The sequence below is a fragment of the Rhodanobacter panaciterrae genome, assembly GCF_014651895.1.
In the GTDB taxonomy this organism is placed as follows: Bacteria; Pseudomonadota; Gammaproteobacteria; order Xanthomonadales; family Rhodanobacteraceae; genus Rhodanobacter; species Rhodanobacter panaciterrae.
In genome coordinates this window covers 279,402-303,894 of record NZ_BMXT01000002.1, presented here as the reverse complement: position 1 = coordinate 303,894, position 24,493 = coordinate 279,402, and the positions used below count along the sequence as shown (strand labels likewise).

The following is a 24,493-nucleotide window of genomic DNA, read 5'->3' as shown; positions in this document are numbered from 1 at the left end:
TCTCTCCAGCCCTCTCCCCGGTGGGGAGAGGGTGCAAACGTGCTGCGCATCTTTATGAGTATTGAAGCGGGCACCCTGTTCGTGGTCGCCGCGCCGTCGGGTGCCGGCAAATCCACCCTGGTCAACGCGCTGCTTGAGCGCGAGCCGGCGATCTCGCTGTCGGTGTCGCACACCACGCGGCCGCCGCGCACCGGCGAGCTGTACGGGCGGCATTATTACTTCGTCGAGCGTGGCGAGTTCGAGCGCGAGATCGCCGAAGGCATCTTTCTCGAACACGCCGAAGTGCACGGCAACCTGTACGGTACCTCGCGCACATCGGTGCAGGAACTGCTGGGGCAGGGGCGCGACGTGCTGCTGGAGATCGACTGGCAGGGCGCCGAGCAGATCCGTCGCAGCAAACCGGATTGCGTCAGCGTGTTCATCCTGCCGCCATCGCGGGCGGAGCTTGAGCGGCGCCTGCGCGGCCGCGGTTCGGACACGGTCGAGGTGATCGAACGCCGCCTGCGCAATTCACGCGGCGAGATTGCCCATGCGCATGAATTCGACTACATCCTGGTCAACGATGCGTTCGAGGATGCGCTGGCCGACCTGCAGGCGATCGTGCGGGCAGTGCGCCTGCGCAGTGCCCTGCAGTGGCAGCGGCATGAATCGCTGATCGGCGAATTGCTGGCGCCGTAGGAACCCGCTGCATGGCGTTGCGACGCGGGTTCCATTACCTTGTTCTCCTTTGTGGCCGAAGTCTCCATGACGCAACCTGCTAGCCCGTCGTCCGATGACAGCACCTTGGTGCGGATCCGTGGCCTGACCACGGTACTCAACGGCAAGACCATCTTCGACGCGCTGGATCTGGACATTCCGCGCGGCAAGGTCACTGCGATCATGGGGCCCAGCGGCACCGGCAAGACCACCCTGCTCAAGCACATCACCGGTCAGATGCGCGCCGATGCGGGCGAGATCCGCGTCAACGGCGAGAACGTGGCGGGCATGTCGCGCGAACAGCTGTACAAGATGCGCGAAGGTGTCGGTTACCTGTTCCAGAATTCGGCCCTGTTGACCGATTTCGACGTGTTCGAAAACGTGGCGTTCCCGTTGCGTCAGCATACGCAGCTGCCGGAAGTGCTGATCCGCAACCTGGTACTGCTGAAGTTGCAGGCGGTGGGTTTGCGTGGCGCGGCGCGGCTGATGCCGAACGAGCTGTCCGGTGGCATGGCGCGACGCGTGGCGCTGGCGCGGGCGATTGTGTTCGACCCGATGCTGATCCTGTACGACGAGCCGTTCGTGGGACTCGATCCGGTGGCGCTGAACCAGGTGCTGAAACTGATCCGCACGCTCAACCAGACGCTCGGCATCACCAGTGTGCTGGTCGCGCACGAGCTGGAGGCGGTCAAGCAGGTCGCCGATCATGTATTCCTGATCGCGAACGGCAAGGTGGTCGCGCAGGGCGATCCGAAGACCATCGCGAATGATGGTTCGCCGTGGACGCGGCAGTTCTTCGGCGGTGAAGCGGACGGCCCGGTGCCGTTCCAGTATCCGGCCGGTGATCTGGCGCAGGCATTGGGCCTTACTGGAGCAGCGAAATGAACGTGCGCGCACCACATAGCAATAACGTGGTGATCCAGTCGTTGACGCAGATCGGCAACTGCGGCCTGTTTCTGCTCACCTTGCTGGCGGCGATTCCGCGCAGCTTCCGCTACGTCCGCGAGACGATCCGTCAGCTGTGGTTCGTCGGCGCGATGAGCCTGGCCATCATCATGGTCTGTGGCCTGTTCATCGGCATGGTGCTGATGCTTCAGCTGTACAACGTGCTGTCGATTTTCGGCAGCACCTCGGCCAGCGGCATGGTCGTGGCGCTGGCGGTGTATCGCGAACTGGGCCCGGTGGTGACCGCGCTGCTGTTCGCCGGCCGCGCCGGCACCTCGATCACCGCCGAAATCGGCCTGATGCGCGCTACCGACCAGATCGACGCGATGGAGATGATGGCGGTCGACCCGATCGCCTACGTCGCCACGCCGCGTTTCCTGGCCGGACTGATTGCGATGCCATTGCTGTGCTGCGTGTTCTGCGCGATGGCGATCTTCGGAGGTCACCTGGTCGGCGTGACTTGGCTCGGCATCGACAACGGTACGTTCTGGTCGAACATGACCTCGGTGGTGGTCGTGCATACCGACATCGTCAACGGCGTGCTGTTCAAGAGCCTGGTGTTTGGCGCGGTGGTATCGCTGATCGCGGTATTCCAGGGCTTCACCACGCCGCCGACCAGCGAGGGCGTGGCGTATGCCACCACCCGCACCGTGGTCGCCTCGTCGATCGCCATCCTGGCGCTGGACTTTGTGCTTACTGCCTTTCTGATGTGATTGCCATGAACTCCATTTCGACTATCCGTACCCTATTGAGGATCGTGCCGTGAGCCAACCGAGAAGTTCCTATGCCGTCGGCACCGGCCTGTTCATCGTGCTCGGTTTTGCCGCGCTGGCCTATCTGGCGACCCAGACCAGTTCAGTGGCGAACGTGCACCAGGGCGACAGCTACACGGTCGATGCCCAGTTCACCAATATCGGCCAGCTGAAAGAGCGCGCGCCGGTGAAGATCGCCGGCGTGCGGGTCGGTCAGGTGCGGTCGATCACGTTGGCGCCGGGCCACGAAGTGGCTGACGTGAAACTGTCGATCGACAAGAGCTACGACAAGATCCCGCAGGACTCGGTGGCGACGATCTTCACCAGTGGCCTGCTTGGCGACCAATACGTGGGTATCCAGTACGGCACTGCGAAGCAGGTCCTGGCGGCCGGCGGCACGCTGGCGCGGACCAAGTCGACCGAGCCGCTGGAGGAAATGCTGGGCAAATTCTTCGGTGCCGGTAACGTGGTCGACAATGTCGGCGGCAGCTATACGGTGAAGGCGGACTTCACCAATGTCGGCTCGCTCTCGGCCGGCGCGCCGGTGAAGATGGCCGGCGTGGTGATCGGCAGCGTGCTGTCGGTGCATGCCGATCCGGTCAAGTTGAATGCGCAGGTCGTGCTGGCGATCGACAAGCGCTACAACACGATTCCCGACGATTCTGCCGCCGCGGTGTTCACCAGCGGTTTGATCGGCACCCAGTATGTTGCGATCCAGCCTGGCGGCTCGCCCGACATGCTGAAGGACGGCGACGAGATGATCCTGACCCAGTCCGCGATGCAGCTGGAGGATCTGATCGGCAAGTTCCTGGTCAACGGTTCGCCCAGCGACAAGAAAGACGCCGATACCGGCAAATCATCCGATACCCCCGCCGGCAAACACTGAGCCGGTGCCCCTGAAGGAGTTCTCCATGTTGCGCAGACTGGTTCTTGCCACCGCCCTTGCGTTCGGCACCGTCGTAGCCGCCCCGGTATTTGCCCAGGCCGCTGCCGCGCCGGCCGCTGCCGAACAGGCACCCGTCCAGATCGTGCAGGGTATTGCCGATCAACTGGCCTCGGCGATCGAGGGGCACCGCGATGAGTTGAAGCGCAATCAGGACAAACTGATCAGCATCATCGACGAGGTGTTCCTGCCGCACTTCGACATCGACTATGCATCGATCCTGGTGCTCGGCCAGCATGCCCGCGAAGCCACTCCGGACCAGCGCGAGCGCTTCGCCAAGGCGTTCTACAACTCGATCACGCACCGTTATGCCGAGGGCCTGCTCAATTATTCGCGTGGCCGGGTCAAGGTGCTGCCGTTCAACGGTGACCTCAACGACAAGCGCACCATGGTGCGTACCCAGGTGGTGCTGGACGACGGCAAGCTGGTGTCGATCGACTACGCCTTCCGCAAGGGTCGCAACGGCGACTGGAAGGCCTACGACGTGGTTATCGAAGGCATTTCCTATGTCACCAATTACCGCAATCAGGTGGATGCCGAAGTTCGCAAGGTCGGCATCGAGCAGCTGATCAAGAACCTCGAAACCCAGGGCGAAAAGGCACTGGAGACGATGGCCAAGGACAACAAGGACGCCAAGTGACCAGCGCGGTCGAGCCCCGGTTCCAGCTGGATACCGGCACGCCGGGGACGCTGGGTGTAAGCGGTGTGTTGAGCTTCGATACAGCAGCCATGGCGTTGCGGGCGATCCAGTCCGCCTTGGCGCTGGGCAGTGTGGCGCGACTTGACCTGGCTGGCGTCAGCCACAGCGACAGCGCCGGGCTTGCCTGCGTGCTGGCGGTGATGGCTGACGCCGATCGGCGCGGACAGGCCTTGCAGGTCGTCCGGATGCCGGCCGGCATGCAGGTGCTGGCCCAAGTCTGCGAAGTCGAACCGCTGATTGCCTGATTTCTGATTGGCTGGGCTGTACAACAAAAAGGGGCCGTGAGGCCCCTTTTCGTGTCATCGACATCAGCGTGATTACGGCTGCTGGGTCGCCTTGTCCGGATGCTTGTTTTCCCACTTGTGCTGTTGATCGAGCAGCTCGTCAGGGTCGAAGTTCTTGTCGTCCAGGCCCTGCATCTGCTGGATGAGCTCGTCGGGCGGGTTGCCGTCGTAGATGGCGTACAAGCGCTGTTGCCGGTAGGCATCGCGGATGAATACGTAAGGGTCGTAGGCGGACTGCAGGAAGTTCTCCGCGTCGATGGCGCGTGAACGCAGGGTCACCAGATACAAAGCCTGCGGCAGATACTGCAGACCGTTGTAGTGATGATTGTTTGCGTACAGGCTCAACGGGTCGAAGAAGTAGCTGTCGACCGGCAGGCGCCAGATATCGCGCGCGGTGCTGGGGCCGAAGAACGGCAGCATCAGGTAATCGCCTTCCGGTGCGCCCCAGCGAGCTAGGGTGATGCCGAAGTCGTTGTCTTCCAGCGGCAGGCCCAGCTGGCTGGCCGGATCGAAGAAGCCACCGATGCCCAGGGTCAGATTGACCAGAAACCGGCTCGTGCTCTGCAAGGCCTGCTTCGGGCGCGCCTGCAGCAGGTCGTTGGCGACCGTGATCGGCATGCGGATGTTGGTGAAGAAGTCGCTGAACGAGCGACGCAGTGGTGGCGTGGTCACCTTGCGGTAGCCCAACGCGACCGGGCGGATTACCGCCTTGTCCACCGCGTCGTTGAATTGGTAGGCCTCGCGGTTGTACTTCTCCAGCGGATCGTCGGTGCGCGGCTTGGCAATCGTGCAGCCCGCCAGCAAGGCGATCGCGAGCGCGGGCAACCAGCGGCTCAATGAGGGAGATCGAAGCTGTGAGGGCATGGGTGCGGGGAGTTCGCGTCGGGAGGACAGTATAAGTGTACTGTCTGGTTTTATATCGTGCACGGCTTTCGGTGTGCTTTCACCGGGCAGTGCCGATCCGCGGACAGCCCGCCATCATACGCGCCGCCCGCATTGCCAGCAAAGCACCTGCTGGCTACACTGTCAGACCATATAAGTCATTTTATTCTTTAAGGATTTCGCATGGCACGTATTACCGTGGAAGACTGCCTCGAGGTGGTCGACAACCGTTTCGAGCTGGTGCTGATGGCAACCAAGCGCGCTCGCCAGCTGGAAAAGGGCGCCGAGCCGGCGGTCAATCCCGATCATGACAAGCCGACCGTGTTGGCGCTGCGTGAGATCGCGGCCCGCCGTATCGACCAGGCCACGATCGATCAGATCGACAAGGCCGAGCGTGAGCGCGCCGAGCGCGAAGCGCTGGAGTGGGCCGCGGCCGAGGTTGATGACGACCTGTCCAAGGGCGGCGACGATTGATGGATGAAGGCTGCTGTACAACGCGCGGCAACTGCACCGGCTGGTCCGGTGTGATGGTTTGCGCGCGTCTGGCAGTCGTCCGTTCTACCTGCGACGAGGTGGGCGCCTGAGCTGGCGCCAGTACCGATGACGGCGGCGACCCATCCCGCTCCGGTCGACCTGTCCGTGTTGCCGCCGTATGTGCTGGCATTGAAAGAGCGTATTGCCTACCTGCCGGATGCGCAGATCGAGCGCGTCCTGCGCGCCTTCCAGATCGGTGCACAGGCGCACGCCGGGCAGGAGCGCAAGAGCGGCGAGCCGTACATCACCCATCCGGTGGCGGTTGCCGGCATCCTGGCCGAACTGGGTCTGGATGCGGAAACGATCATCGCGGCGATCCTGCACGACACCCTGGAAGATACCGAGCTCAGTCGTGCGGACATCGCCGCCGAGTTCGGCGAGGTCGTGGCCGAGCTGGTCGATGGCGTCACCAAGCTGGACAAGATGCGTTTCGGCAGTCGTCAGGAAGCGGACGCGGAGAGCTTCCGCAAGATGCTGCTGGCGATGGCGCGCGACTTGCGCGTGATCCTGATCAAGCTGGCCGACCGCCTGCACAACATGCGCACGCTCGGTGCCAAGGACGGATCCTCGCGCCGGCGCATCGCGCGCGAGACGCTGGAGATCTTCGCGCCGATCGCGCAGCGGCTGGGCATGAACAAGATCAAGGCGGAGTTGCAGGATCTCGGCTTCCGCGCGCTCTATCCCGATCGCTACCGGGTGATCAGCGAGCGCATCCGCGCGGCGCTCGGCAACCGTCGCGAGGCGATGGGCAAGATCGAGACGGCGCTGTCGGTGCGGCTCAGCGCCGAGCACCTGCAGAGCCGCGTAGTGGGCCGGATCAAGTCGCCGTGGAGCATCTATTCGAAGATGCGCGGCGAGCACAAGAGCTTCACCCAGCTGATGGATGTCTACGGTTTCCGTGTGGTCGTCGACAGCGCGATGAGTTGTTACATGGCGTTGGGCGTGGTGCACGCGCTGTACAAGCCGGTGGACAAGCGCTTCAAGGATTTCATCGCGATTCCGAAGGCGAACGGTTACCAGTCGCTGCATACCGTATTGCTGGGGCCATTCGGTGCACCGATCGAGGTGCAGATCCGCACGGCCGAGATGGAGTCGGTGGCCGAAAGCGGCGTCGCCGCGCACTGGGCCTACAAGACCGAAAGCGGTCCGGCCAACAGTGCGCAGGCGCGCGCGCGCGAATGGCTGTCGTCGCTGGCGGACAGTTCGGCGAACACCGTCTCGTCGTCGGAATTCATCGAGAACGTCAAGATCGACCTGTTCCCCGACGAGGTCTATCTGTTCACCCCGCGCGGCCACATTCTGTCGCTGCCACGCAACGCCACCGCGTTGGACTTCGCCTACGCCGTGCACACCGACGTCGGTGATCATGCGGTGGCCGCGCGCGTCGACAAGAAGCTGCTGCCGCTGCGCACGCGGCTGGAGTCGGGTCAGCTGGTGGAGATCATCACTGCGCCGTCCGCGGTGCCGAATCCGGCGTGGCTTGAAGTAGTGGTCACTGGCAAGGCGCGCACCGCGATCCGCCAATACCTGAAGCATCTGCAGCACGAGGATGCGGTCGACTTCGGCCATCGCATGCTCGATCGCGCGCTGGATGCGCAGGGCAGCAGCCTCGATGGCATCCCTTCGGCCGTGCTGGATCGGTTTCTGGAGGCGTCGAAGCTCAAGCGGCTGGAAGAGTTGCTGTCCGACATCGCGCTGGGCAATCGCATGCCCGACGTGGTCGCCAGCCAGCTGCTGGCGTCGCGCGGCAAGAAGGGTGGCGGCAAGCCGCAGGTGTCGACGCATGCGCACGAGAAGATCCGCATCACCGGCGCCGAACGCGGCGTGCTCAGTTTCGCCAACTGCTGCCATCCGCTGCCGGGTGACGACATCATCGGTTACCTGTCCTCGGGCAAGGGCATCGTGGTGCATCGCGAGGAATGCCCGAACGTGGTCGAGCTGCGCAAGTCGCCAGAGCGGTGTGTTGCGATCGAATGGGACCGGGACGTGCATGGCGACTATCGTGCGGAGCTGCGCATCGAGGTGATCAACCGCCCGGGCGTGCTGGCCACCGTGGCCGCGGCGATCGCCGCCGCCGATTCGAATATCGAGAACGTCGAATACGTCGAGCGCGATGCCGTCGCCGCCACCCTGTTGTTCACGATGGAAGTGAAGAACCGCAAGCATCTTGCCGACGTGATCCGTCGCGTGCGTCGTACCGGTGTGGTCAGTGGCGCCTATCGGTATCCGCTTTAAACTGACGCTTTCCCACACAAGGTTCTCCCCATGTCCTCCAGCATCATCGCCACCGAACTGGCACCCGCCGCGATCGGCCCGTATTCACAGGCCGTGCGTGCTGGCAACACCGTGTATTTCTCCGGCCAGATTCCGCTCGATCCGGCTACCGCTGCACTGGTCGACGGCGACATCACGGTGCAGACGCGCCGGGTGTTCGACAACCTCACCGCCGTCGCGCAGGCCGCGGGTGGTTCGCTGGCGCAGATCGTGCGCGTCGGCATCTATGTCACCGATCTGGCCAACTTCGCCGCGGTCAACGCGGTGATGGCGGAATACTTCCAGCCGCCGTATCCGGCCCGTTCCACCATCGAGGTGTCGGGGCTGCCGAAGGCGGCGCAGGTCGAAGTCGACGCGGTGATGGTGCTGCCGTAATGGGGATGGCCTGATTTTTTCGCGCGGCCTGCACCGACAGTCGGTGTCGATGTCTGACTTACGATGCGAGACGGTGCTCGGTTAGGCTTGCACGTCATGGCCGCCCGCATCGTTCGTCCTGCTTCCTCCGCTCACACCAACCCGGGCATCGCGCCGGTCAGTGCGCTGTCGGGTGTCGGCCCGGCCTTGGTCGCAGCGCTGGCACGGCTCGGGCTGGAGCGCGTACAGGATTTGTGGTTTCACCTGCCGTTGCGCTACGAGGACAAGACCCGCGTCACCGCCATCGCCGATTTGCGTGTCGGCGAGCGGGCGCAGGTCGAGGGCGTGGTCGAGGCGGTCGAGCGTGGCTTTCGCTATCGCCCGCAGTTGAAGGTGGCGATCGGCGACATCAGCCAACAGACCCTGCTGCTGCGCTTTTTCCATTTCAACCGGGCGCAGGCCGAGCAACTGCTGCCGGGTACCCGGCTACTCTGCTTTGGCGAAGTGCGGCATGGTGCGCAGGGGTTGGAGATGGTGCACCCGCAGTATCAGCGCCTGAGTGGTGACGATGTTGCCGCCGTCGATGAACTGCTCAGTCCGATCTATCCGACTACCGAAGGATTGGGCCCGAAGCGGTTGGCTGGTGTGATCGGCAAGGCGTTGGCGCTGCTGCCGCCGGCCGCGGAACTGGAGCTGATTCCGCCCGAGCTGTGTGCCGAGCATGGCCTCACCTCGTTGCGCGACGCCTTGCTGTATGTGCATCGGCCACCGCCGGATGCGCACCTGGGTCAGCTCACGCTGGGCCAGCATCCGGCGCAACAGCGACTGGCGTTCGAGGAGCTGCTGACCCAGCACCTGAGTCTGAAACGCATGCGTGCGACGGTGCGTCGCCGGCATGCGCCCAAGCTGGGTGGCGATGGCGGCCTGTGCAAGCGCTTGCTCAGCGGATTGCCATTCCAGCTGACTGCGGCACAGCAGCGCGTCAGCACGGAAGTGGCCCGAGATATGAAGCAGATCAAGCCGATGCTGCGGCTGGTGCAGGGCGACGTCGGCAGCGGCAAGACGGTGGTGGCTGCGCTGGCCGCGCTGGCCGCGGTGGAAGCGGGTTATCAAGTGGCCTTGATGGCGCCGACCGAGTTGCTGGCCGAACAGCATCTGCACAATTTCCGCCACTGGCTGCAGCCGCTAGGCATCGAAGTGGAATGGCTGGCTGGCAAGGTGAGCGGCAAGGCACGCAAACTGGCGCTGGAGCGGGTCGCTGCGGGTGCAGCGGTGGTGGTCGGGACGCATGCGTTGATGCAGGAAGGGGTGGCGTTTGCACGGCTCGGGCTGGTGATCGTCGACGAGCAGCATCGCTTCGGCGTACAGCAGCGTCTGGCCTTGCGCGACAAGGGCAAGGACGGCGAGCTGGTGCCGCACCAACTGGTGCTTACCGCTACGCCGATTCCGCGCACGCTGGCGATGAGTGCTTACGCCGATCTGGATGTGTCATCCATCGATGAACTGCCGCCTGGTCGCACGCCAGTGCAGACCATCGCGATCTCGAATGCGCGACGGGCCGAGGTCATCGCGCGCATCCACGCCGCTTGCACCGAGGGGCGTCAGGCGTATTGGGTGTGTACGTTGATCGAGGAGTCCGAGCAGCTGCGTGCGCAGGCAGCCGAAGTGGCGCACGCCGAACTGTCCGCTGCACTGGCCGGCTTCAGGATCGGCCTGATCCACGGCCGCATGAAGCCGAAGGAAAAGCAGGCAGTAATGGATGCGTTCAAGGCCGGTGAGCTGGCCGTGCTGGTGGCGACCACGGTGATCGAGGTTGGCGTGGATGTGCCCAAGGCCAGTCTGATGGTGATCGAGAACAGCGAGCGGCTCGGGCTGGCGCAGCTGCATCAGTTGCGCGGCCGGGTCGGTCGCGGTGCGCTCGCTTCCAACTGCGTGCTGCTGTACCAGCCGCCGCTGGGCCAGCTGGCGCGCGAGCGGCTGCAGGTGATGCGCGACACTAATGACGGTTTCCGTATTGCCGAGAAGGATCTGGAGTTGCGTGGCCCCGGCGAAGTGCTCGGTACCCGCCAGACCGGCCAGCTCAGCTTCCGTATTGTCGACCTGACCCGGGATGCGCATCTGTTGCCGGCCGTGCAGCAGGTCGGCGAACACATGCTGACGAAACATCCGCGGCAGACCGAGCAGCTGATCGAGCGTTGGATCGGCGGCGCTGCGCGCTTCGTGCATGCATGAGGCACGGCGATCCGTCGTGCGGTTCCGGTAAACTGACCCGTTGCACCAACCTGACCCTAGTCCGATGAGCAAACCGCAACTGCTGATTGATACCGATCCCGGCGTGGACGACGCGCTGGCCATCCTGATGGCGCACGCACACGCCGATATCGCCGGCCTGAGCATCGCCGCCGGCAACGTGGGACTCGAGCATACCGTGCGCAATGCGCGCACCTTGCTCGATCTCATGGGTAGCGCCGCGCCGGTATTTGCCGGTTGTGCCACGCCGCTGGTGCGCGCGCCGGACGAGGATGCCGCGTTCGTGCATGGCGCGGACGGTTTCGGCGATATCGGTTTTGCCGAGCCGAAAGCGCCGCTGTCGGCCGAGTCGGCTGCGCTGGCCTTGCTGCGGCTGACCCGCGAGCGCCCGGGCGAACTGACCCTGGTGGCGTTGGCGCCGCTGACCAATCTGGCGCTGGCGCTGCGGATTGATCCCACGCTGCCCGAGCGGGTCGCCCGGCTGGTGGTGATGGGCGGTGCGGTGACCGGCCACGGCAATACCGGCAAGGTGCCGGCGGAGTTCAACGTCGGCTTCGATCCGGAGGCGGCGCACGTGGTGTTCGAGGCGTTCCCGTCGTTCGACTTGGTCGACTGGGAGGCCACCTTGCGGCATGCCTTCGACGATGCCGAATTCGATACGTGGCTGGCGGCCGGCGACAAGCGCGCGGATTTCTTCGGGCGGATCGTCGCCACGGCGCGGCGCTACAATGCCAAGCATGACCGCAGCGGGGTGATCGCGGCGGATGCGCTGGCGATGGCGGTGGCGATCGATCCGTCGATCGTCACCCGCAGCGAGACGCGTGCGGTGGCGGTGGAGCTGGATGGTCGGCTGACCCGTGGCGCCACCGTGGTCGACTGGGCCGCGCGGTTGGGCCGGCCGGCGCAGGCGAATATCGTGCTGGAAGTGGATCACGCCCGCTTTGCCGCGATGGTGCGGCGAGCTCTGGGTGCATAAGGCGTCTGATGGTGTCCCGGGGCCGTTTCAGCGCTTGAATGAGCGCCGGCTTGCGGCGGCGGTCGATTTCTCGTTACAATGCCGCTCTTTTCACCACCGCTTTAGAGCCTGTCATGAAGCCTGATATCCATCCGAACTACAACCCGGTGGTGTTCCAGGACCTGTCGTCCGACTTCTCGTTCCTGACCAAGTCGACCATGTCCAGCAAGGAAACCATCAAGTGGGAAGACGGCAATGAGTACCCGCTGATCAAGGTGGATATCTCCAGCCATTCGCACCCGTTCTACACCGGCAAGCAGAAGTCGCTGGACGTCGGCGGTCGCGTCGACAAGTTCCGTCGCCGCTATGCGGGCACCGTCAAAGAGTAATCGACGGTAGCGGTCAGCGTCTGCGCTGGCCGACCACGAGATTCGATTTGAAACACGGGGTGAGCGCAGGCTTGCCCCGTGTTTTTTCGTGCCCGCCATTCGACCATTCGCCATCGAATGTGGATGGGGCCTTATGCGATAATGGTCAGACAGCCGACGCCACGGCGTCCGTTGCATCGCATCTTTCCCCGAGAGCGATGCCAGACATTCCCTCGCCGGACGGCACCGTCATTGCGGTAGCTGCCGGTGATGACCCACATGAAGGAGGTTTCCGTGTCCGATTCCAAGATCGTCAAGCTGGTGGATGAGTCGAGCAACCGCAGCAGTGAGCTGCCGCTGATCAGCGGTACGCTCGGCCCGGCATGCATCGACATCGGCACGCTGTACAAGGACACCGGTCACTTCACCTACGACCCCGGTTACGGCAGCACCGCCAGCACCAAGAGCGCGATCACCTACATCGACGGCGACCAGGGCGTGCTGCTGTATCGCGGCTACCCGATCGAGCAGCTGGCCGAGAAGTCCAACTTCCTCGAAGTGTCCTACCTGCTGCTCAATGGCGAGCTGCCGAACAAGGCGCAGTTCGAGAGCTTCGAGCACGACATCACGCATCACACGATGATGCACGAGGCGCAGAAGAACTTCTTCCAGGGCTTCCACCACGACGCGCATCCGATGGCGATGCTCGCCGCGGCGGTCGCCTCGCTGTCGGCGTTCTATCACGACGACCTCAATGTGGATGATCCAGCCGACCGCAAGATGGCGGCGATCCGCCTGATCGCGAAGATGCCGACGATTGCGGCCGCCTGTTTCCGTTATTCGATCGGCTGGCCGGTGCGCTATCCGCGCAACAACCTCGAATACGTCACCCGTTTCCTGCACATGATGTTCGAGGTGCCGAGCGAGCCGCTGACGTTGAATCCGGTCGCTGCCAAGGCGCTGGATCTGCTGTTCATCCTGCATGCGGACCACGAGCAGAACGCGTCCACCTCCACCGTGCGCCTGGTCGGTTCGACCGGCGCCAACCCGTACGCGTCGATCGCCGCCGGCATCACCGCGCTGTGGGGGCCGGCGCACGGCGGCGCCAACGAGGCGGTGCTCAAGCAGCTCGAGGAAATCGGCACGCCGGACAATGTCGAGAAAGCCGTGCTGCGCGCGAAGGACAAGAACGACAGTTTCCGCCTGATGGGCTTCGGCCATCGCGTGTACAAGAACTTCGATCCGCGCGCCAAGATCATCCGCGAGATGTGCCACAAGGTGCTGGCCGAGCTGGGTGTCAACGACCCGCTGCTCGAGGTGGCGATGAAGCTGGAAGAGGCGGCGCTGAAGGACGACTACTTCGTTGAGCGCAAGTTGTACCCGAACGTCGATTTCTACTCCGGCATCATCTACAAGGCGCTGGGCATCCCGACCGAGATGTTCACCGTGATGTTCGCGATTGCACGCACCTCCGGCTGGATCGCACACTGGATCGAGCAGCACGAGACGCCGGGATCGCGCATTGGCCGTCCGCGCCAGATCTACACCGGTGCCGACGTGCGCGATTACACGCCGACCGCCAAACGCTGATCCGGCGATCCTCGCTCCAACGACAAACGCCCCGGCTTCGACCGGGGCGTTTGCGTATGTGATGGATGATCCGGTTCAGCGCAACGCGGCGCTCAGTCTTTGCTCGAAGTCTTCGTCGGTGTCCTCGCCCAGCAGGATTTCCACCTGGGCCAGCGCGGCGCGGCGCATCGGCCGATCGTCGGTCCGGTCCAGTGGTGCCTGGCGCAACGCGTCGCGTGGCAACACGGTGAGGTCGAAGGGCAGCTCGTCGGCCGCAAACAACAGTACTGGGTACTCCGGCTGATCATCGCGGCTGTTGCGCAACCGGCGGGTCTGCGTTTCGAACGGTACGCCGTGATCGTGCAGGTACAGCGTGACCGCATCGGGATCGTCACTGAATACATGCAGGCATACCGCCGAGTGTGCGTCGGCGGTGCCCTCGAGCACGGCGCCGACCAGGCGCGGTTCGAACGCGGCGAGGAAGCGCATCGCCTCGACCGCAGCCTCGCGTCGTTGCTGCAACAACTGCGGCTGGCTGTCGGCGAGAAACAGGCGCTGGTGTTCGCGCAGTGCCTGTTCGATCTCCAGATTGCGCGGCAACGCCTGTGTTTCGAGGATGCCCAGCCGTTCGGCCGCCTTCAGCTTGGCGTGATGAAAATCGCGGATGCCGTGTTCGCTCATCAGGCGCGCGGCTTCCTGGGCGATGCGCAGACGATTGCGTTGCAACCGGTCGTGCGCGTGGATGCGGTGGTGTTCGCCTCGGGACATGACGCGCTCCTCATCGATCAATGGATGGCAGCAAGGGCGAAGCCCGCAGTGCCCGGGCTGCCCCGCCGGTTCAGAAGATGTCGTAGGCGTGCTGCTGGTCTTGTTCCTTCTGCTGGGCTGCCTGATTGCGCAGCCGGTCGATGTCCTCCACCTTGAACATCTCGTTCATGCCGTCCGGGTCGCCCGACGCGGTCGGCAGGCCATTCTGGCGGTTGATCAGTACCGTACTGATTCCCGGTGGCATCGGCAATGTGCTCGACGGTTGGTCCTTCAGGGCTGCGGCCATGAAATCCATCCAGATCGGCAGTGCCGCCTTGGCGCCGAACTCGCCGTGGCCTAGCGAGGTGTAGTCGTCGAAGCCGACCCAGACCGCGGTCGATAGCTCGCCGTTGAAGCCGACGAACCAGGCGTCGCGATGATCGTTGGTGGAACCGGTCTTGCCGGCAAGGTCGTCGCGGCCCAGTGCCTTGGCGGCGTAGCCGGTACCGCGGGGACTGGCGATCACGTCCTTCATCAGCGAGGTGACCAGATAGTCGTTGCGTGCCTCGATCACCAAGGGGGCGAGTACCGGCGGGTGCGTATTGTCGCCATGCACGTCGGCCGGCAATACGGCTTCGCCGACGCCGTCGACGCTGCTCGATTCCGCGGGCGCGGCGGCGCTGGCCAGATTGTTGGCGGGCGTCGACAGCATGTCAGCCGGTGGCGGGCCGGGTGGACGCGTATCGAGCAGGCGCTCCTGGCAGCTGCGGCAGGCACGCGCGGGATTGGCCACGTAGACCGGTTTGCCGCTGCGATCGTCGATTTCGTGGATGAAATACGGCGTGACCAGGTAACCACCATTGGCGAACACCGCATAGCCGCGGGCCATGCTCATCGGCGACACCGACGCGGTACCCAGCGCCATCGACAGGTTGGCCGGGATCGCGTCGAGCGAGAAGCCGAAGCGGGTGGCGTACTCACGCATGTAGCGCACACCGACCGCATCAAGCAGGCGCACCGATACCAGGTTTTTCGATTGCACCAGTGCTTCGCGCAGGCGCATCGGTCCGGCAAATTTGTCATCGTCGTTGGATGGGGTCCACAAGCCGTTCGGCTTCGATGGATCGGGCAGTGCCAGGGGTGCGTCGTTGATGATCGAGGACGGCGTGAAGCCGCGCTCGAACGCGCCCGAATACAGATACGGCTTGAAACTCGAGCCGGGCTGGCGCGCTGCCATCACCGCGCGGTTGAACTTGCTGCGTACGAAGTTGAAGCCGCCGACCAGTGCCTGGATCGAGCCGTCTTCCGGATTGATCGAGGTCAGTGCTGCCTGCGCGGCTGGAATCTGCGCAAGCTGCCACTCGCCCTTGTCGTCGCGCGCAAGCCGGATGATGTCACCGCGCTTGAGCACACTGCTGACGCTGGTGGGTGCGGCGCCGACGCGGTCGTCGTCGACATGCGGACGCGCCCAACTCATCGCGGCCAGATCGATGACCACGTTTTCGTGACTGGACAGGTAAATCGTTGCCTGCTTCGCGTCGCTGGCCGTAACCAGACCCGGCTGCATGCCGGAAACATTGGTGTAGCTGGAGAGCAGGTTGTCGTAATCCGCCTCGCTGGCATCCGCAGGCAGATCCTGATGGGCTTCCGGTCCACGCCAGCCATGCCGCTGGTCGTAGATGATCAGCCCGTCGCGCACGGCCTCCACCGCCGTCTGCTGGTTCTTGCTCTGTACCGTGGTCCTGACCACGTAGCCTTCGGTGAGGGCGTCGTTGCCGAATCGATCAAGCACCTGCCGGCGCACCATCTCCGCCAGATAGGGTGCGTCTACCTCGATCGACTGTTCGTGTGGATAGGCATGGTTCGGCTCGGCAATCGCCTGCTCGTACACCGGCTTGGTGATGTAGTTGTGCCGCAGCATCTCGCCCAGCACCCAGTTGCGCCGGGCGATCCCGCGCTTGGGGTTGTTGATCGGGTTGACCACCGACGGCAGCTGGAAGGTCGAGGCAATCAAGGCGCATTCGGCCACGGTCAGCTGATCCAGAGTCTTGCCGTAGTAGTACTCCGCCGCGGCTCCTACACCATACGAGCGGTGACCGAGGAACATCTTGTTGAGATAGAGCTCGAGGATCTGGTCCTTGCTGAGCTCATGCTCGATGCGTAGCGCGATGAAGATCTCGGTTAGCTTGCGCGAATACAGCTTCTCGGGGCTCAGGAAGATGTTGCGCGCCACTTGCTGGGTGATCGTCGAGCCGCCGGGCCCCTTGTCGCCGCCGGTTACGACGACGTGCCAGCCGGCGCGCGCAATACCGTGCCAGTCCACCCCGGGATGGTGATAGAAATCCGCATCTTCGGCCGACAGCACCGCATGCTTGAGCCGATCCGGCACATTTTCGATGGCTATCGGGATGCGCCGCGTCTCGCCGAAGCTGGCAATCAGCTTGCCATCGGCGCTCAGTACGCGCAGTGGCACCTGCATGTGGTAGTCCTTGAGGTCCGCCACCGAGGGGAGTCTGGGGGCTATCAGCCAATACGCCACGCCAACCGCGATAACTGCCAGGAGCAAACCGGAAAAGGCCAGGATCAATGCCCAGCGCAACAGACGCTTGATTATTCGCATGGTGTGGGGATAGCGAGACCTGAGTCAAAACATGGCAGAGTATAGATGTAGCAGTATTCGGCACATGCGGCGGGGTTGGCTAAAGCAAGGGTTGCGCCACTTGAGGTGATTCCGCAAATGTGGTGGACATCACGTCAATTACTTGAGAAAGTTTCTGTAGACCGTTGCCATTGCGTTAATTTTTCGATTTAATGCCACTGCGCACCCCGCCAGGATTCTGGCTACGGGCGTCAGCGGCAAGGGGGAAACACCGTGGGGCTCTTTACACCCAAGAAGCCGGCGCTGATTGGTGTCGACATCAGTTCGACTGCCGTCAAGTTGCTGCAGCTAAGTCAAGCGGGCGGCCGCTATCGCGTGGAGCATTACGCGGTCGAGCCATTGCCACCCAATGCCGTGGTCGAAAAGAACATCGTCGAGGTCGAGGCGGTGGGCGATGCGATTCGTCGCGCGCTGGCGCGCTCAGGCTCCAAGCTCAAGCACGCGTCGGCAGCGGTGGCCGGGTCAGCCGTGATCACCCGCATCATTCCGATGACCGGCGAGCTTTCCGACGACGATCTGGAAGGCCAGATCCAGGTCGAGGCGAACCAGTACATCCCGTATCCGATCGACGAAGTCAGTCTCGACTACGAGGTGATCGGGCCGGTACGTGACAACCCCGACATGAATAACGTGCTGCTGGCGGCCTCGCGTACCGAGAACGTCGATATGCGCGTGGCGGCACTGGATCTGGGCGGACTTACCGCCGGTGTGATCGACGTCGAGGCGTTCGCGATGGAGAACGCGTTCGCGATGGTGGCCGACCAGCTCAACGTCGGTCGTGATGCGCTCGTCGCGGTGGTCGACATCGGCGCCACGATGACCACGCTGTCGGTGCTGCGCAATCAGCGCACCATCTATTCGCGCGAACAGGTCTTCGGCGGCAAGCAATTGACCGATGAGATCATGCGCCGCTTCGGTCTTTCCTATGAGGAAGCCGGTCGTGCCAAGCGCAAGGGTGGTTTGCCCGAGTCCTACGAGACCGAGGCACTGGAGCCGTTCAAGGAATCGTTGATCCAGCAGATCAGTCGGTTGTTGCAGTTCTTCTTTGCCGGTAGCGAATACAGCAAGGTCGACCAGGTCGTGCTGGCCGGTGGTTGTGCCTCGATCGAAGGACTGGGCCCGATGCTGGAAGAGCAGCTCGGGGTGCCTTGTGTCGTCGCCAATCCGCTGGCTCGCATGTCGCTGTCGCCACGGGTGCAAGCGCAGTCGCTGGCGCAGGACGCTCCCGCGCTGATGATCGCGGTCGGCCTCGCCTTGAGGAGCTTCGACTGATGGCACACGTCAACCTACTTCCGTGGCGCGCCGCGCGGCGCAAGCAGCGTGAACGCGAGTTCTACATGCAACTGGCCGCCGCCTTCGTGGTGGCGCTGGGCGTGCTGTTGCTGTGGGTGTTCTGGATGGATCAGCGCATCGACAACCAGAACGAGCGCAACACGTACTTGCAGACAGAGATCAAGCAACTCGACGTGCGCATCGCCAAGATCAAGGATCTGGAGGCAGTTCGTGCACATCTGCTGGCCCGCAAGCAGATCATCGAGCAACTGCAGGCAGACCGCTCGCAGATGGTGCACTTGTTCGACGAATTGGTGAAGACGATTCCTTCCAGTGCGCGCCTGACCGGACTGAAACAGAATGGCCAGTCGATGTCGCTCGATGGCGTGGCGCAGTCCAATGCCAGCGTCGCGGAATACATGCGCAATGTCGAAAGCTCGCCGTGGATGGGGCATACCGATCTGCGCAAGACCGAAAATACCCATGACGCCACTCGCATGCCGTATACCTTCGGCTTGGATGTGACATTGAGCCGGCCCAAGACGGATGAGGCCGACGCCGGCAAGGCCTCGGTGCAGCCAGCCGAGGCCAGTTCCAGCGCGACCCCGGCCGCGACGACTCCGGCAATCTCCGGTACCGCCGCCAAGGCGATGACCACCGCACTGGCGAAGCCTGTCGACGCGATGGCACCTGCCACACCTGAAGCAGCCAAGCCAGTGCGTGCGTCAGCTGCCACGGGAGGGGCCAAGCCATGAAGTTCCTCGACGATATCCGTAACCTTGATCGCAACAACGTTGGTGGCTGGCCGCAGTCAGTCAAGGTGTTCTTCACGGTGTTGTTGTGCGCCGTGGTCCTACTGTTCGGCTGGTATTTCTTCGTCAGCGACCAGCAGGACAGCCTGAAGACGCTCGCTGGCAAGGAAGATCAGCTCAAACAGGAGTTCTCGACCAAGCAGGCCAAATCGGTCAATCTGGAAGCGCTGCAACAACAGCTCGACGAGATGCAGGACATGTTGCGCCAGTTGCTGCGCCAGTTGCCCAGCAAGACCGAGATGCCCGAACTGCTGGTCGACATTTCGCAGACCGCGCAGTCGGCGGGGCTGGAGAGTGACCTGTTCCAACCGGGTCCGGAAACCCCAAAGGATTTCTACGCGGAAAGGCCGATTACGCTGCGCATGACAGGAACTTATCACCAGTTCGGCACCTTCATCAGTGGCGTGGCTTCGTTGCCGCGGGTCGTGATCCTGACCTTGCACGATGTCTCGTTGACCCCGAAAACGCCAAGCAAGGATGGCAGTGCCAGCGGTCAACTCATACTGCAGGGCACAGTGAAGACTTACCGTTATCTGGACGATGAAGAGAGTGCAACGGCAGTTGCAGGCAGCAAAGGCAACGCGGGAGGAGCGAAATGATGAACAAGCTTGCTCCCAACAAACCGACGCATGCGGCAAGACTCCTGTTGATGCTGGGTATCGCACTGGTGCTTGGTGGTTGCACCCGCGGCATGTCGGATCTGCGTGACTGGGTTGCGCAGGAAAAGGCCAAGAAGGGCGCACCGATCCAGCCGCTGCCGGTGATCAAGACATTCGAGACGTTCAAGTACGACGATCAGGATCGGCGCGATCCATTCAGTCCGAGTACGGCCGAGTTGCAGACCAATGCCGCGACCGGCGGTCCGCGACCGGACGCCAATCGTGCCAAGCAACCACTGGAGATGTTCGCACTGGACAGCCTCAAGATGGTTGGCACGGTCGGCGTTGGCGCGAGCATGGAAGTGTTGGTCAAGGATCCGGGTGGTGTGATCCATCGCGTCCATGCCAATGAGTACATGGGTCAGAACTACGGACATATCACTGCGATCAGTGAGGACCATATCGATCTGGTCGAGCTGGTATCCAACGGTAATGGTGGCTGGATGGAACGTCCGGCCAGCATCGCGCTTGACGCGAAATAGGTAGACAGGGGCTGATGCAATGACCAACCAAATCCAATCCGTCCGGGGCCGTGTCATGCGCCATGCGAGCCGTTTCATGTTGATGGGCCTGCTGATCGCCGGTGCCACTTGGGCCAGTGCCGCGATGGCAGCCACCACGACGCTGAAGAACATCAGCTATGACGCACTGCCAGGCGGCAGCGTCGAACTGCACATGGACTTCGGTGATGGACCGGTGCCGCAACCGAAGATATTCACCACCGGCAATCCGCCGCGCATCGCGGTCGATTTTGCCGACACCGACAACGCAGCGGCGCGGCATCTCGATATTGGCAAGGGCTCGACCTCCGGCGTGTCCGCGGTGGCTGCTGGCGGCCGCACACGGGTGGTGATCGAGTTGATGCGTGAGTCGAGCTACCGCTCGCGGGTCGAGGGCAACAGCCTGATCCTGACAGTCAACAACGGCAGTACGGATCAGTCCGTGACCACGGCATCCACCATCGACCCGAGCAAGACGTTGCCGTCTTCGTCGGTTGGCCCGACGATTTCGAATATCGATTTCCGCCGCGGCCCGAATGGCGAGGGGCGCGTGCTGATCAGTTTCAACGGCAGTGGTGCGAATGCCGAGATGAGCCGCAAGGGCGACAAGGTGCTGGTCAGCGTCGATCACGCGAATCTGCCGGCCAATCTCGCACAGCGCCTGGATACGCTGGATTTCGCGACACCGGTGCAGTCGATCGTCACCCGTGCCGGCATGGGTGGTGGGGCGCGTTTGGAAATCGCAGTCAAGGGTGACGTCGATACTTCGGCCTACCAGACTGCCGATCAGTACGTGGTTGAAGTGGCGCCAAAGAAAGCTGATGCCAAGCAGGACAAGTTGGCCAAATTCGGTCAGGAGCCGAGCTACAACGGCAAGCGCGTCACTTTCAATTTCCAGGATATTCCGGTTCGCTCTGCGTTGCAGTTGATCGCCGATATTTCCGGGCTGAACTTGGTCGCGTCGGATAGCGTGGGCGGCAGCGTCACGCTGCGGTTGGTCAATGTTCCGTGGGATCAGGCGCTGGATGTGATTCTGCGCGCCAAGAGCCTGGACAAGCGCCGTAACGGCAACGTGGTGTGGGTCGCACCGCAAGCCGAGCTGGCCAAGTACGAGCAGGATCTGGCCGACGCCAAGCTGAAGGCGCAGGACACCGCCGAGCTGGTCACCGACTACGTGCCGATCAGCTACGGCAAGGCGGCGGATATCGCCAAGCTGCTGACCACCGGCAGCATGCAGGGCGGTGGCGGTAGTGGCGGTGCCAACACCCAGCACGGCTTTCTGTCGCCACGTGGCAGCGTATCCTTCGACGTGCGCACCAATACGCTGTTGCTCAACGACACACCGGAAAAAATCAAACAAGTACGTGACGTGATCGCCGTGCTGGACAAGCCAGTTCAACAGGTATTGATCGAGTCGCGCATCGTGGTCGCCACCGACAACTTCACTCGTGAATTGGGTGCGAAGTTCGGAGTCAGCGGCAAACACGTCAATCCCAGCGGTCAGGTGCTACAGCTTGGCAATACAGTGGGCGGCACGATTGGCAGCAACGGTACGCCAAGTACTGTCGGTTCGGGCGGCCTCAATGTGAACCTGCCATCTTCTCTTCAGGGAGGCAGCTTCGGCTTGGCTATCCTTGGTGCCAATTACGCGCTGGATCTGGAACTTTCGGCTGCGCAGACCGAAGGTCGCGGCGAAGTGATCTCCAGTCCTCGGGTGATCACTGCCAATCAACAGGAAGCGGTGATCCGCCAGGGTCAGGAGATCGGCTATGTCACGTTCCAGAACAGTGCTGGTGGTGGTGCGGGCAGTGGCACCGCCACGGTGCAGTTTAAGGATGCGGTGCTGGAGCTGAAGGTGACCCCGACGATCACTGCGGATAACCGGGTCTATTTGGCGATCAACGTCAAGAAGGATGCGCTCGCCGGTTACGTGGACGCCCCCGGCAGTGGCAAGATCCCGACCATCGACACCCGTGAGATCAACACGTCGGTGCTGGTGGACAATGGGCAGACCGTGGTGCTCGGCGGCATCTACGAAATCAACAAGGCCAATACGGTGACCAAGGTGCCCGGACTGGGCGATATCCCCGGCATCGGTGCACTGTTCCGCGATACCGTGCGTACAAACACCAAGGCTGAACTGCTGATCTTCGTGACGCCGCGTATTTTGAGCGATACGTTGCAATAAATTCCGGTATACACCCATGGAAAGAGGCGGCTTCGGCCGCCTCTTTTTTTGTCGTTTTCATCCACACACAGCCGATTAAACTTCCGGCGCGGGTTATGGTCTGTAGCACGCCGCCTGATCCACCAGCGCATCACAGGGCGGCGAATCAAGCCTGTGTCATGCCGAGAACGGAAACCGATGATGGATATGCATGAAACGCCACCGCTGAGCAAACTTCAGCACTCCTTCGCGCAACTGCGCGAGGATCTGCAACGCTGCATCATCGGTCAGCCGCACCTGATCGACTGCCTGCTGGTGGCGTTGCTGGCTGACGGCCACCTGCTGGTCGAGGGTGCGCCAGGACTGGCGAAAACCACCGCGGTGAAGGCGTTGGCAGCGCGGATCGAGGCGGATTTCCATCGGGTGCAGTTCACCCCTGATCTGCTGCCGGCCGACCTCACCGGTACCGACGTGTTTCGTCCGCAGTCGGGCAGCTTCGAGTTCGAGCGCGGCCCGCTGTTTCACAACATCGTGCTGGCCGACGAGATCAACCGTGCGCCGGCCAAGGTGCAATCGGCGTTGCTGGAGGCGATGGCCGAGCAGCAGATCACGGTGGGTCGCAGCACCTGGCAACTGCCCGAGTTGTTCATGGTGATGGCGACGCAGAATCCGATCGAGCAGGAGGGCACGTTCACGCTGCCAGAAGCCCAACTCGACCGCTTCCTGATGCACGTGACGATCGGTTATCCAGATGCGGTGGCCGAACTGGCCATCCTCAAGCTGGCGCGCGAGCAGGCCAGTCGTCGCGCACATCCTGTGGCCACGCCGCCAGCCTTGCTCAGTCAGGCCGATGTATTCGCCGCACGCGATGCGGCGATGGCGGTGCACATGGCGCCGGCGTTGGAGGAGTATCTGACCCAGCTGGTGCTGGCCACGCGCGATGCCGGCCGCTACGGTGCGGAGCTGAAACGCTGGATCGCCTGGGGCGGCAGCCCGCGCGCCACCATTGCGCTGGATCGCTGCTCGCGGGCGCAGGCATGGCTGGCCGGGCGCGACTACGTGTTGCCCGAGGACGTGCACGGCATTGCCCATGAAGTGCTGCGGCATAGGGTTCTGCTCAGTTACGAAGCGGAAGCCGAGGGCGTGCGGCCGGATCAGGTGATCGATCGCCTGCTGGATCTCGTGCCGCTGCCGTGAACGTCGTCGCATCACATCGCGTGGATGGCGACGGCCGCAGTCAGGTCTCGCTGGCCGAACTGATCGCATTGCGTGCGCGGGTCGGCCGCGTGCGCATGGCGCCGCTGCTTAGTCGCGCAGCGCGCAGCGGTCAACAATCCAGCCGCCTATACGGCCGTGGCATGGACTACGCCGAATCGCGCGTCTACCAGGCCGGCGATGACGTGCGCCGACTGGATTGGCGACTCACCGCGCGCAGCGGCAAGCTGCACACCAAGCTGTTCCAGGAGGATCGCGAAGGCTGCCTGCTGATTCTGCTGGATACCCATGCCAGCATGCGCTTCGGTACACGGGTGCGCTTCAAGTCGGTGCAGGCGGCACGTGCGGCGGCTGCCGCCGCATGGTACGCGGTGCGTGCCGGCGAGCGGGTCGGGGTGATGGCGTTCGGCCATGCCGAGCAACTGCTGCGCCCGCAGGCGGGGCCACGCGGTGCATTGGCGTTATGCGGCGCACTGGCTGAGTGGGATGCGTTGCCGTCATCGGACAAGGTCGAGCCGCTGTCCGAGGCATTGACCCGCGCATCGCGCGTATTGCATGGCGCCAGCCGCGTCTTGCTGATCAGCGATGGCTTCAGCTGTGACACATCCGCCCGGCAGCGCCTGCTGGATTTGACCCGGTATGCGGGCGTCAGCGTGCTGGTGGTGGCCGATGCACTGGAACTGGCCTTGGCGCCAGCGGGGCGTTACCCGCTGGAGCATGCCGGCGAGCGCAGCGAAGTGTTGCTGCAGTCCGAACGCCAGCGCCGCGAGTTCCAGCGCGCGCTGGGCGCAGGCCCGACGCGGCTCGGTGAACTGGCCAAATCGTTGGGTCTGCGTTGCAGCAGCATCGACACCACGGCCGATCCGTTTGATGCCATCACCGGCCTGTTTGGCAACGCGAGGTCGGCGCGATGATGGCGCCGCCTGTCTCGCCCGCGGCCTCGTCACCGCCGGGCC

The 24,493-nt window shown here is 63.3% G+C and carries 23 protein-coding genes; 20 read left to right on the top strand and 3 right to left on the bottom strand.

The window, feature by feature from the left end; translation table 11 throughout:
• Positions 1 to 54 precede the first annotated feature (54 nt).
• From gmk to IE071_RS10750, 6 genes are all read left to right on the top strand, one after another.
• The gene (gene gmk, locus IE071_RS10775) at positions 55 to 678 is read left to right on the top strand and encodes a guanylate kinase (RefSeq protein ID WP_189441206.1); all 624 of its coding nucleotides are present in this window, start codon (positions 55 to 57) and stop codon (positions 676 to 678) included.
• A 66-nt stretch (positions 679 to 744) separates the two neighbouring features.
• Positions 745 to 1,581, top strand: coding sequence for an ABC transporter ATP-binding protein (locus IE071_RS10770; RefSeq protein WP_189441205.1), 837 nt, complete (start codon positions 745 to 747; stop codon positions 1,579 to 1,581).
• Positions 1,578 to 2,354 carry a lipid asymmetry maintenance ABC transporter permease subunit MlaE gene (mlaE, locus tag IE071_RS10765; protein WP_189441204.1) on the top strand — a complete coding sequence of 259 codons (777 nt, stop codon included), beginning with the start codon at positions 1,578 to 1,580 and terminating at the stop codon, positions 2,352 to 2,354. Before IE071_RS10770 ends, mlaE begins: the two co-directional genes overlap by 4 nt.
• 49 nt (positions 2,355 to 2,403) lie before the next feature.
• Entirely contained in the window at positions 2,404 to 3,279 is an 876-nt protein-coding gene (gene mlaD, locus IE071_RS10760) for an outer membrane lipid asymmetry maintenance protein MlaD (RefSeq protein ID WP_189441203.1), read from the top strand.
• 25 nt (positions 3,280 to 3,304) lie between these two features.
• Complete coding sequence (locus tag IE071_RS10755; RefSeq protein WP_189441202.1) at positions 3,305 to 3,976, top strand: MlaC/ttg2D family ABC transporter substrate-binding protein; 672 nt, start codon at positions 3,305 to 3,307, stop codon at positions 3,974 to 3,976.
• Positions 3,973 to 4,281 (top strand): STAS domain-containing protein, encoded by a 309-nt coding sequence (locus IE071_RS10750; protein ID WP_229792859.1) that lies wholly within the window; start codon positions 3,973 to 3,975, stop codon positions 4,279 to 4,281. Before IE071_RS10755 ends, IE071_RS10750 begins: the two co-directional genes overlap by 4 nt.
• A gap of 72 nt (positions 4,282 to 4,353) precedes the next feature.
• Here the strand turns inward: IE071_RS10750 and IE071_RS10745 are convergent, their stop codons facing one another.
• Complete coding sequence (locus tag IE071_RS10745) at positions 4,354 to 5,184, bottom strand: MlaA family lipoprotein (protein ID WP_189441201.1); 831 nt, start codon at positions 5,182 to 5,184, stop codon at positions 4,354 to 4,356.
• Positions 5,185 to 5,385: 201 nt separating this feature from the next.
• Here IE071_RS10745 and rpoZ point away from each other — a divergent pair, with 201 nt between their 5' ends.
• The 7 genes from rpoZ to IE071_RS10710 all read left to right on the top strand — a co-directional run bounded on the left by rpoZ (position 5,386) and on the right by IE071_RS10710 (position 13,527).
• Positions 5,386 to 5,676 (top strand): DNA-directed RNA polymerase subunit omega, encoded by a 291-nt coding sequence (rpoZ, locus tag IE071_RS10740; protein ID WP_007509529.1) that lies wholly within the window; start codon positions 5,386 to 5,388, stop codon positions 5,674 to 5,676.
• A 111-nt stretch (positions 5,677 to 5,787) separates the two neighbouring features.
• Positions 5,788 to 7,971, top strand: coding sequence for a RelA/SpoT family protein (locus IE071_RS10735; RefSeq protein ID WP_425503456.1), 2,184 nt, complete (start codon positions 5,788 to 5,790; stop codon positions 7,969 to 7,971).
• Between the two features lie 30 nt (positions 7,972 to 8,001).
• A complete protein-coding gene (locus IE071_RS10730) occupies positions 8,002 to 8,385 on the top strand; it encodes a Rid family detoxifying hydrolase (RefSeq protein WP_189441199.1) in 384 nt (127 codons plus the stop codon).
• Between the two features lie 96 nt (positions 8,386 to 8,481).
• The gene (recG, locus tag IE071_RS10725; protein WP_189441198.1) at positions 8,482 to 10,596 is read left to right on the top strand and encodes an ATP-dependent DNA helicase RecG; all 2,115 of its coding nucleotides are present in this window, start codon (positions 8,482 to 8,484) and stop codon (positions 10,594 to 10,596) included.
• 64 nt (positions 10,597 to 10,660) lie between these two features.
• Positions 10,661 to 11,590 (top strand): nucleoside hydrolase, encoded by a 930-nt coding sequence (locus IE071_RS10720; RefSeq protein ID WP_189441197.1) that lies wholly within the window; start codon positions 10,661 to 10,663, stop codon positions 11,588 to 11,590.
• A gap of 113 nt (positions 11,591 to 11,703) precedes the next feature.
• A complete protein-coding gene (locus IE071_RS10715; RefSeq protein ID WP_077515765.1) occupies positions 11,704 to 11,958 on the top strand; it encodes a type B 50S ribosomal protein L31 in 255 nt (84 codons plus the stop codon).
• 273 nt (positions 11,959 to 12,231) lie between these two features.
• Entirely contained in the window at positions 12,232 to 13,527 is a 1,296-nt protein-coding gene (locus IE071_RS10710; protein WP_189441196.1) for a citrate synthase, read from the top strand.
• Positions 13,528 to 13,602: 75 nt separating this feature from the next.
• Here the strand turns inward: IE071_RS10710 and IE071_RS10705 are convergent, their stop codons facing one another.
• Positions 13,603 to 14,274 (bottom strand): hypothetical protein, encoded by a 672-nt coding sequence (locus tag IE071_RS10705; RefSeq protein WP_189441195.1) that lies wholly within the window; start codon positions 14,272 to 14,274, stop codon positions 13,603 to 13,605.
• Positions 14,275 to 14,344: 70 nt separating this feature from the next.
• A complete protein-coding gene (locus IE071_RS10700; protein WP_189441194.1) occupies positions 14,345 to 16,873 on the bottom strand; it encodes a penicillin-binding protein 1A in 2,529 nt (842 codons plus the stop codon).
• 252 nt (positions 16,874 to 17,125) lie between these two features.
• Between IE071_RS10700 and IE071_RS10695 the strand changes: the two genes are divergently transcribed.
• From IE071_RS10695 to IE071_RS10665, 7 genes are all read left to right on the top strand, one after another.
• A complete protein-coding gene (locus IE071_RS10695) occupies positions 17,126 to 18,184 on the top strand; it encodes a pilus assembly protein PilM (RefSeq protein ID WP_189441193.1) in 1,059 nt (352 codons plus the stop codon).
• The gene (locus IE071_RS10690; RefSeq protein WP_189441192.1) at positions 18,184 to 18,939 is read left to right on the top strand and encodes a PilN domain-containing protein; all 756 of its coding nucleotides are present in this window, start codon (positions 18,184 to 18,186) and stop codon (positions 18,937 to 18,939) included. The genes IE071_RS10695 and IE071_RS10690 overlap by 1 nt, the downstream gene beginning before the upstream one ends.
• Positions 18,936 to 19,595 (top strand): type IV pilus inner membrane component PilO, encoded by a 660-nt coding sequence (locus IE071_RS10685; RefSeq protein ID WP_189441191.1) that lies wholly within the window; start codon positions 18,936 to 18,938, stop codon positions 19,593 to 19,595. The genes IE071_RS10690 and IE071_RS10685 overlap by 4 nt, the downstream gene beginning before the upstream one ends.
• Positions 19,595 to 20,137 (top strand): pilus assembly protein PilP, encoded by a 543-nt coding sequence (locus IE071_RS10680; protein ID WP_189441190.1) that lies wholly within the window; start codon positions 19,595 to 19,597, stop codon positions 20,135 to 20,137. Before IE071_RS10685 ends, IE071_RS10680 begins: the two co-directional genes overlap by 1 nt.
• A gap of 55 nt (positions 20,138 to 20,192) precedes the next feature.
• The gene (locus tag IE071_RS10675; protein ID WP_189441189.1) at positions 20,193 to 22,343 is read left to right on the top strand and encodes a type IV pilus secretin PilQ; all 2,151 of its coding nucleotides are present in this window, start codon (positions 20,193 to 20,195) and stop codon (positions 22,341 to 22,343) included.
• 180 nt (positions 22,344 to 22,523) lie between these two features.
• Positions 22,524 to 23,519: an AAA family ATPase gene (locus IE071_RS10670; RefSeq protein ID WP_189441188.1), complete on the top strand. Its 996-nt coding sequence runs from the start codon at positions 22,524 to 22,526 to the stop codon at positions 23,517 to 23,519.
• The gene (locus IE071_RS10665; protein ID WP_189441187.1) at positions 23,516 to 24,451 is read left to right on the top strand and encodes a DUF58 domain-containing protein; all 936 of its coding nucleotides are present in this window, start codon (positions 23,516 to 23,518) and stop codon (positions 24,449 to 24,451) included. The genes IE071_RS10670 and IE071_RS10665 overlap by 4 nt, the downstream gene beginning before the upstream one ends.
• Positions 24,452 to 24,493 lie beyond the last annotated feature (42 nt).

Bases quoted from the DNA above. Each gene is read 5' to 3' on its own strand.
- IE071_RS10720 (WP_189441197.1), top strand. From the start codon at position 10,661: ATGAGCAAACCGCAACTGCTGATTGATACCGATCCCGGCGTGGACGAC.
- IE071_RS10680 (WP_189441190.1), top strand. From the start codon at position 19,595: ATGAACAAGCTTGCTCCCAACAAACCGACGCATGCGGCAAGACTCCTG.
- mlaE (WP_189441204.1), top strand. From the start codon at position 1,578: ATGAACGTGCGCGCACCACATAGCAATAACGTGGTGATCCAGTCGTTG.
- IE071_RS10670 (WP_189441188.1), top strand. From the start codon at position 22,524: ATGGATATGCATGAAACGCCACCGCTGAGCAAACTTCAGCACTCCTTC.
- IE071_RS10685 (WP_189441191.1), top strand. From the start codon at position 18,936: ATGAAGTTCCTCGACGATATCCGTAACCTTGATCGCAACAACGTTGGT.
- gmk (WP_189441206.1), top strand. From the start codon at position 55: ATGAGTATTGAAGCGGGCACCCTGTTCGTGGTCGCCGCGCCGTCGGGT.
- IE071_RS10700 (WP_189441194.1), bottom strand. From the start codon at position 16,873: ATGCGAATAATCAAGCGTCTGTTGCGCTGGGCATTGATCCTGGCCTTT.
- IE071_RS10755 (WP_189441202.1), top strand. From the start codon at position 3,305: ATGTTGCGCAGACTGGTTCTTGCCACCGCCCTTGCGTTCGGCACCGTC.
- IE071_RS10730 (WP_189441199.1), top strand. From the start codon at position 8,002: ATGTCCTCCAGCATCATCGCCACCGAACTGGCACCCGCCGCGATCGGC.
- rpoZ (WP_007509529.1), top strand. From the start codon at position 5,386: ATGGCACGTATTACCGTGGAAGACTGCCTCGAGGTGGTCGACAACCGT.
- recG (WP_189441198.1), top strand. From the start codon at position 8,482: ATGGCCGCCCGCATCGTTCGTCCTGCTTCCTCCGCTCACACCAACCCG.
- IE071_RS10745 (WP_189441201.1), bottom strand. From the start codon at position 5,184: ATGCCCTCACAGCTTCGATCTCCCTCATTGAGCCGCTGGTTGCCCGCG.
- IE071_RS10770 (WP_189441205.1), top strand. From the start codon at position 745: ATGACGCAACCTGCTAGCCCGTCGTCCGATGACAGCACCTTGGTGCGG.
- IE071_RS10690 (WP_189441192.1), top strand. From the start codon at position 18,184: ATGGCACACGTCAACCTACTTCCGTGGCGCGCCGCGCGGCGCAAGCAG.
- IE071_RS10675 (WP_189441189.1), top strand. From the start codon at position 20,193: ATGCGCCATGCGAGCCGTTTCATGTTGATGGGCCTGCTGATCGCCGGT.
- IE071_RS10715 (WP_077515765.1), top strand. From the start codon at position 11,704: ATGAAGCCTGATATCCATCCGAACTACAACCCGGTGGTGTTCCAGGAC.
- IE071_RS10705 (WP_189441195.1), bottom strand. From the start codon at position 14,274: ATGTCCCGAGGCGAACACCACCGCATCCACGCGCACGACCGGTTGCAA.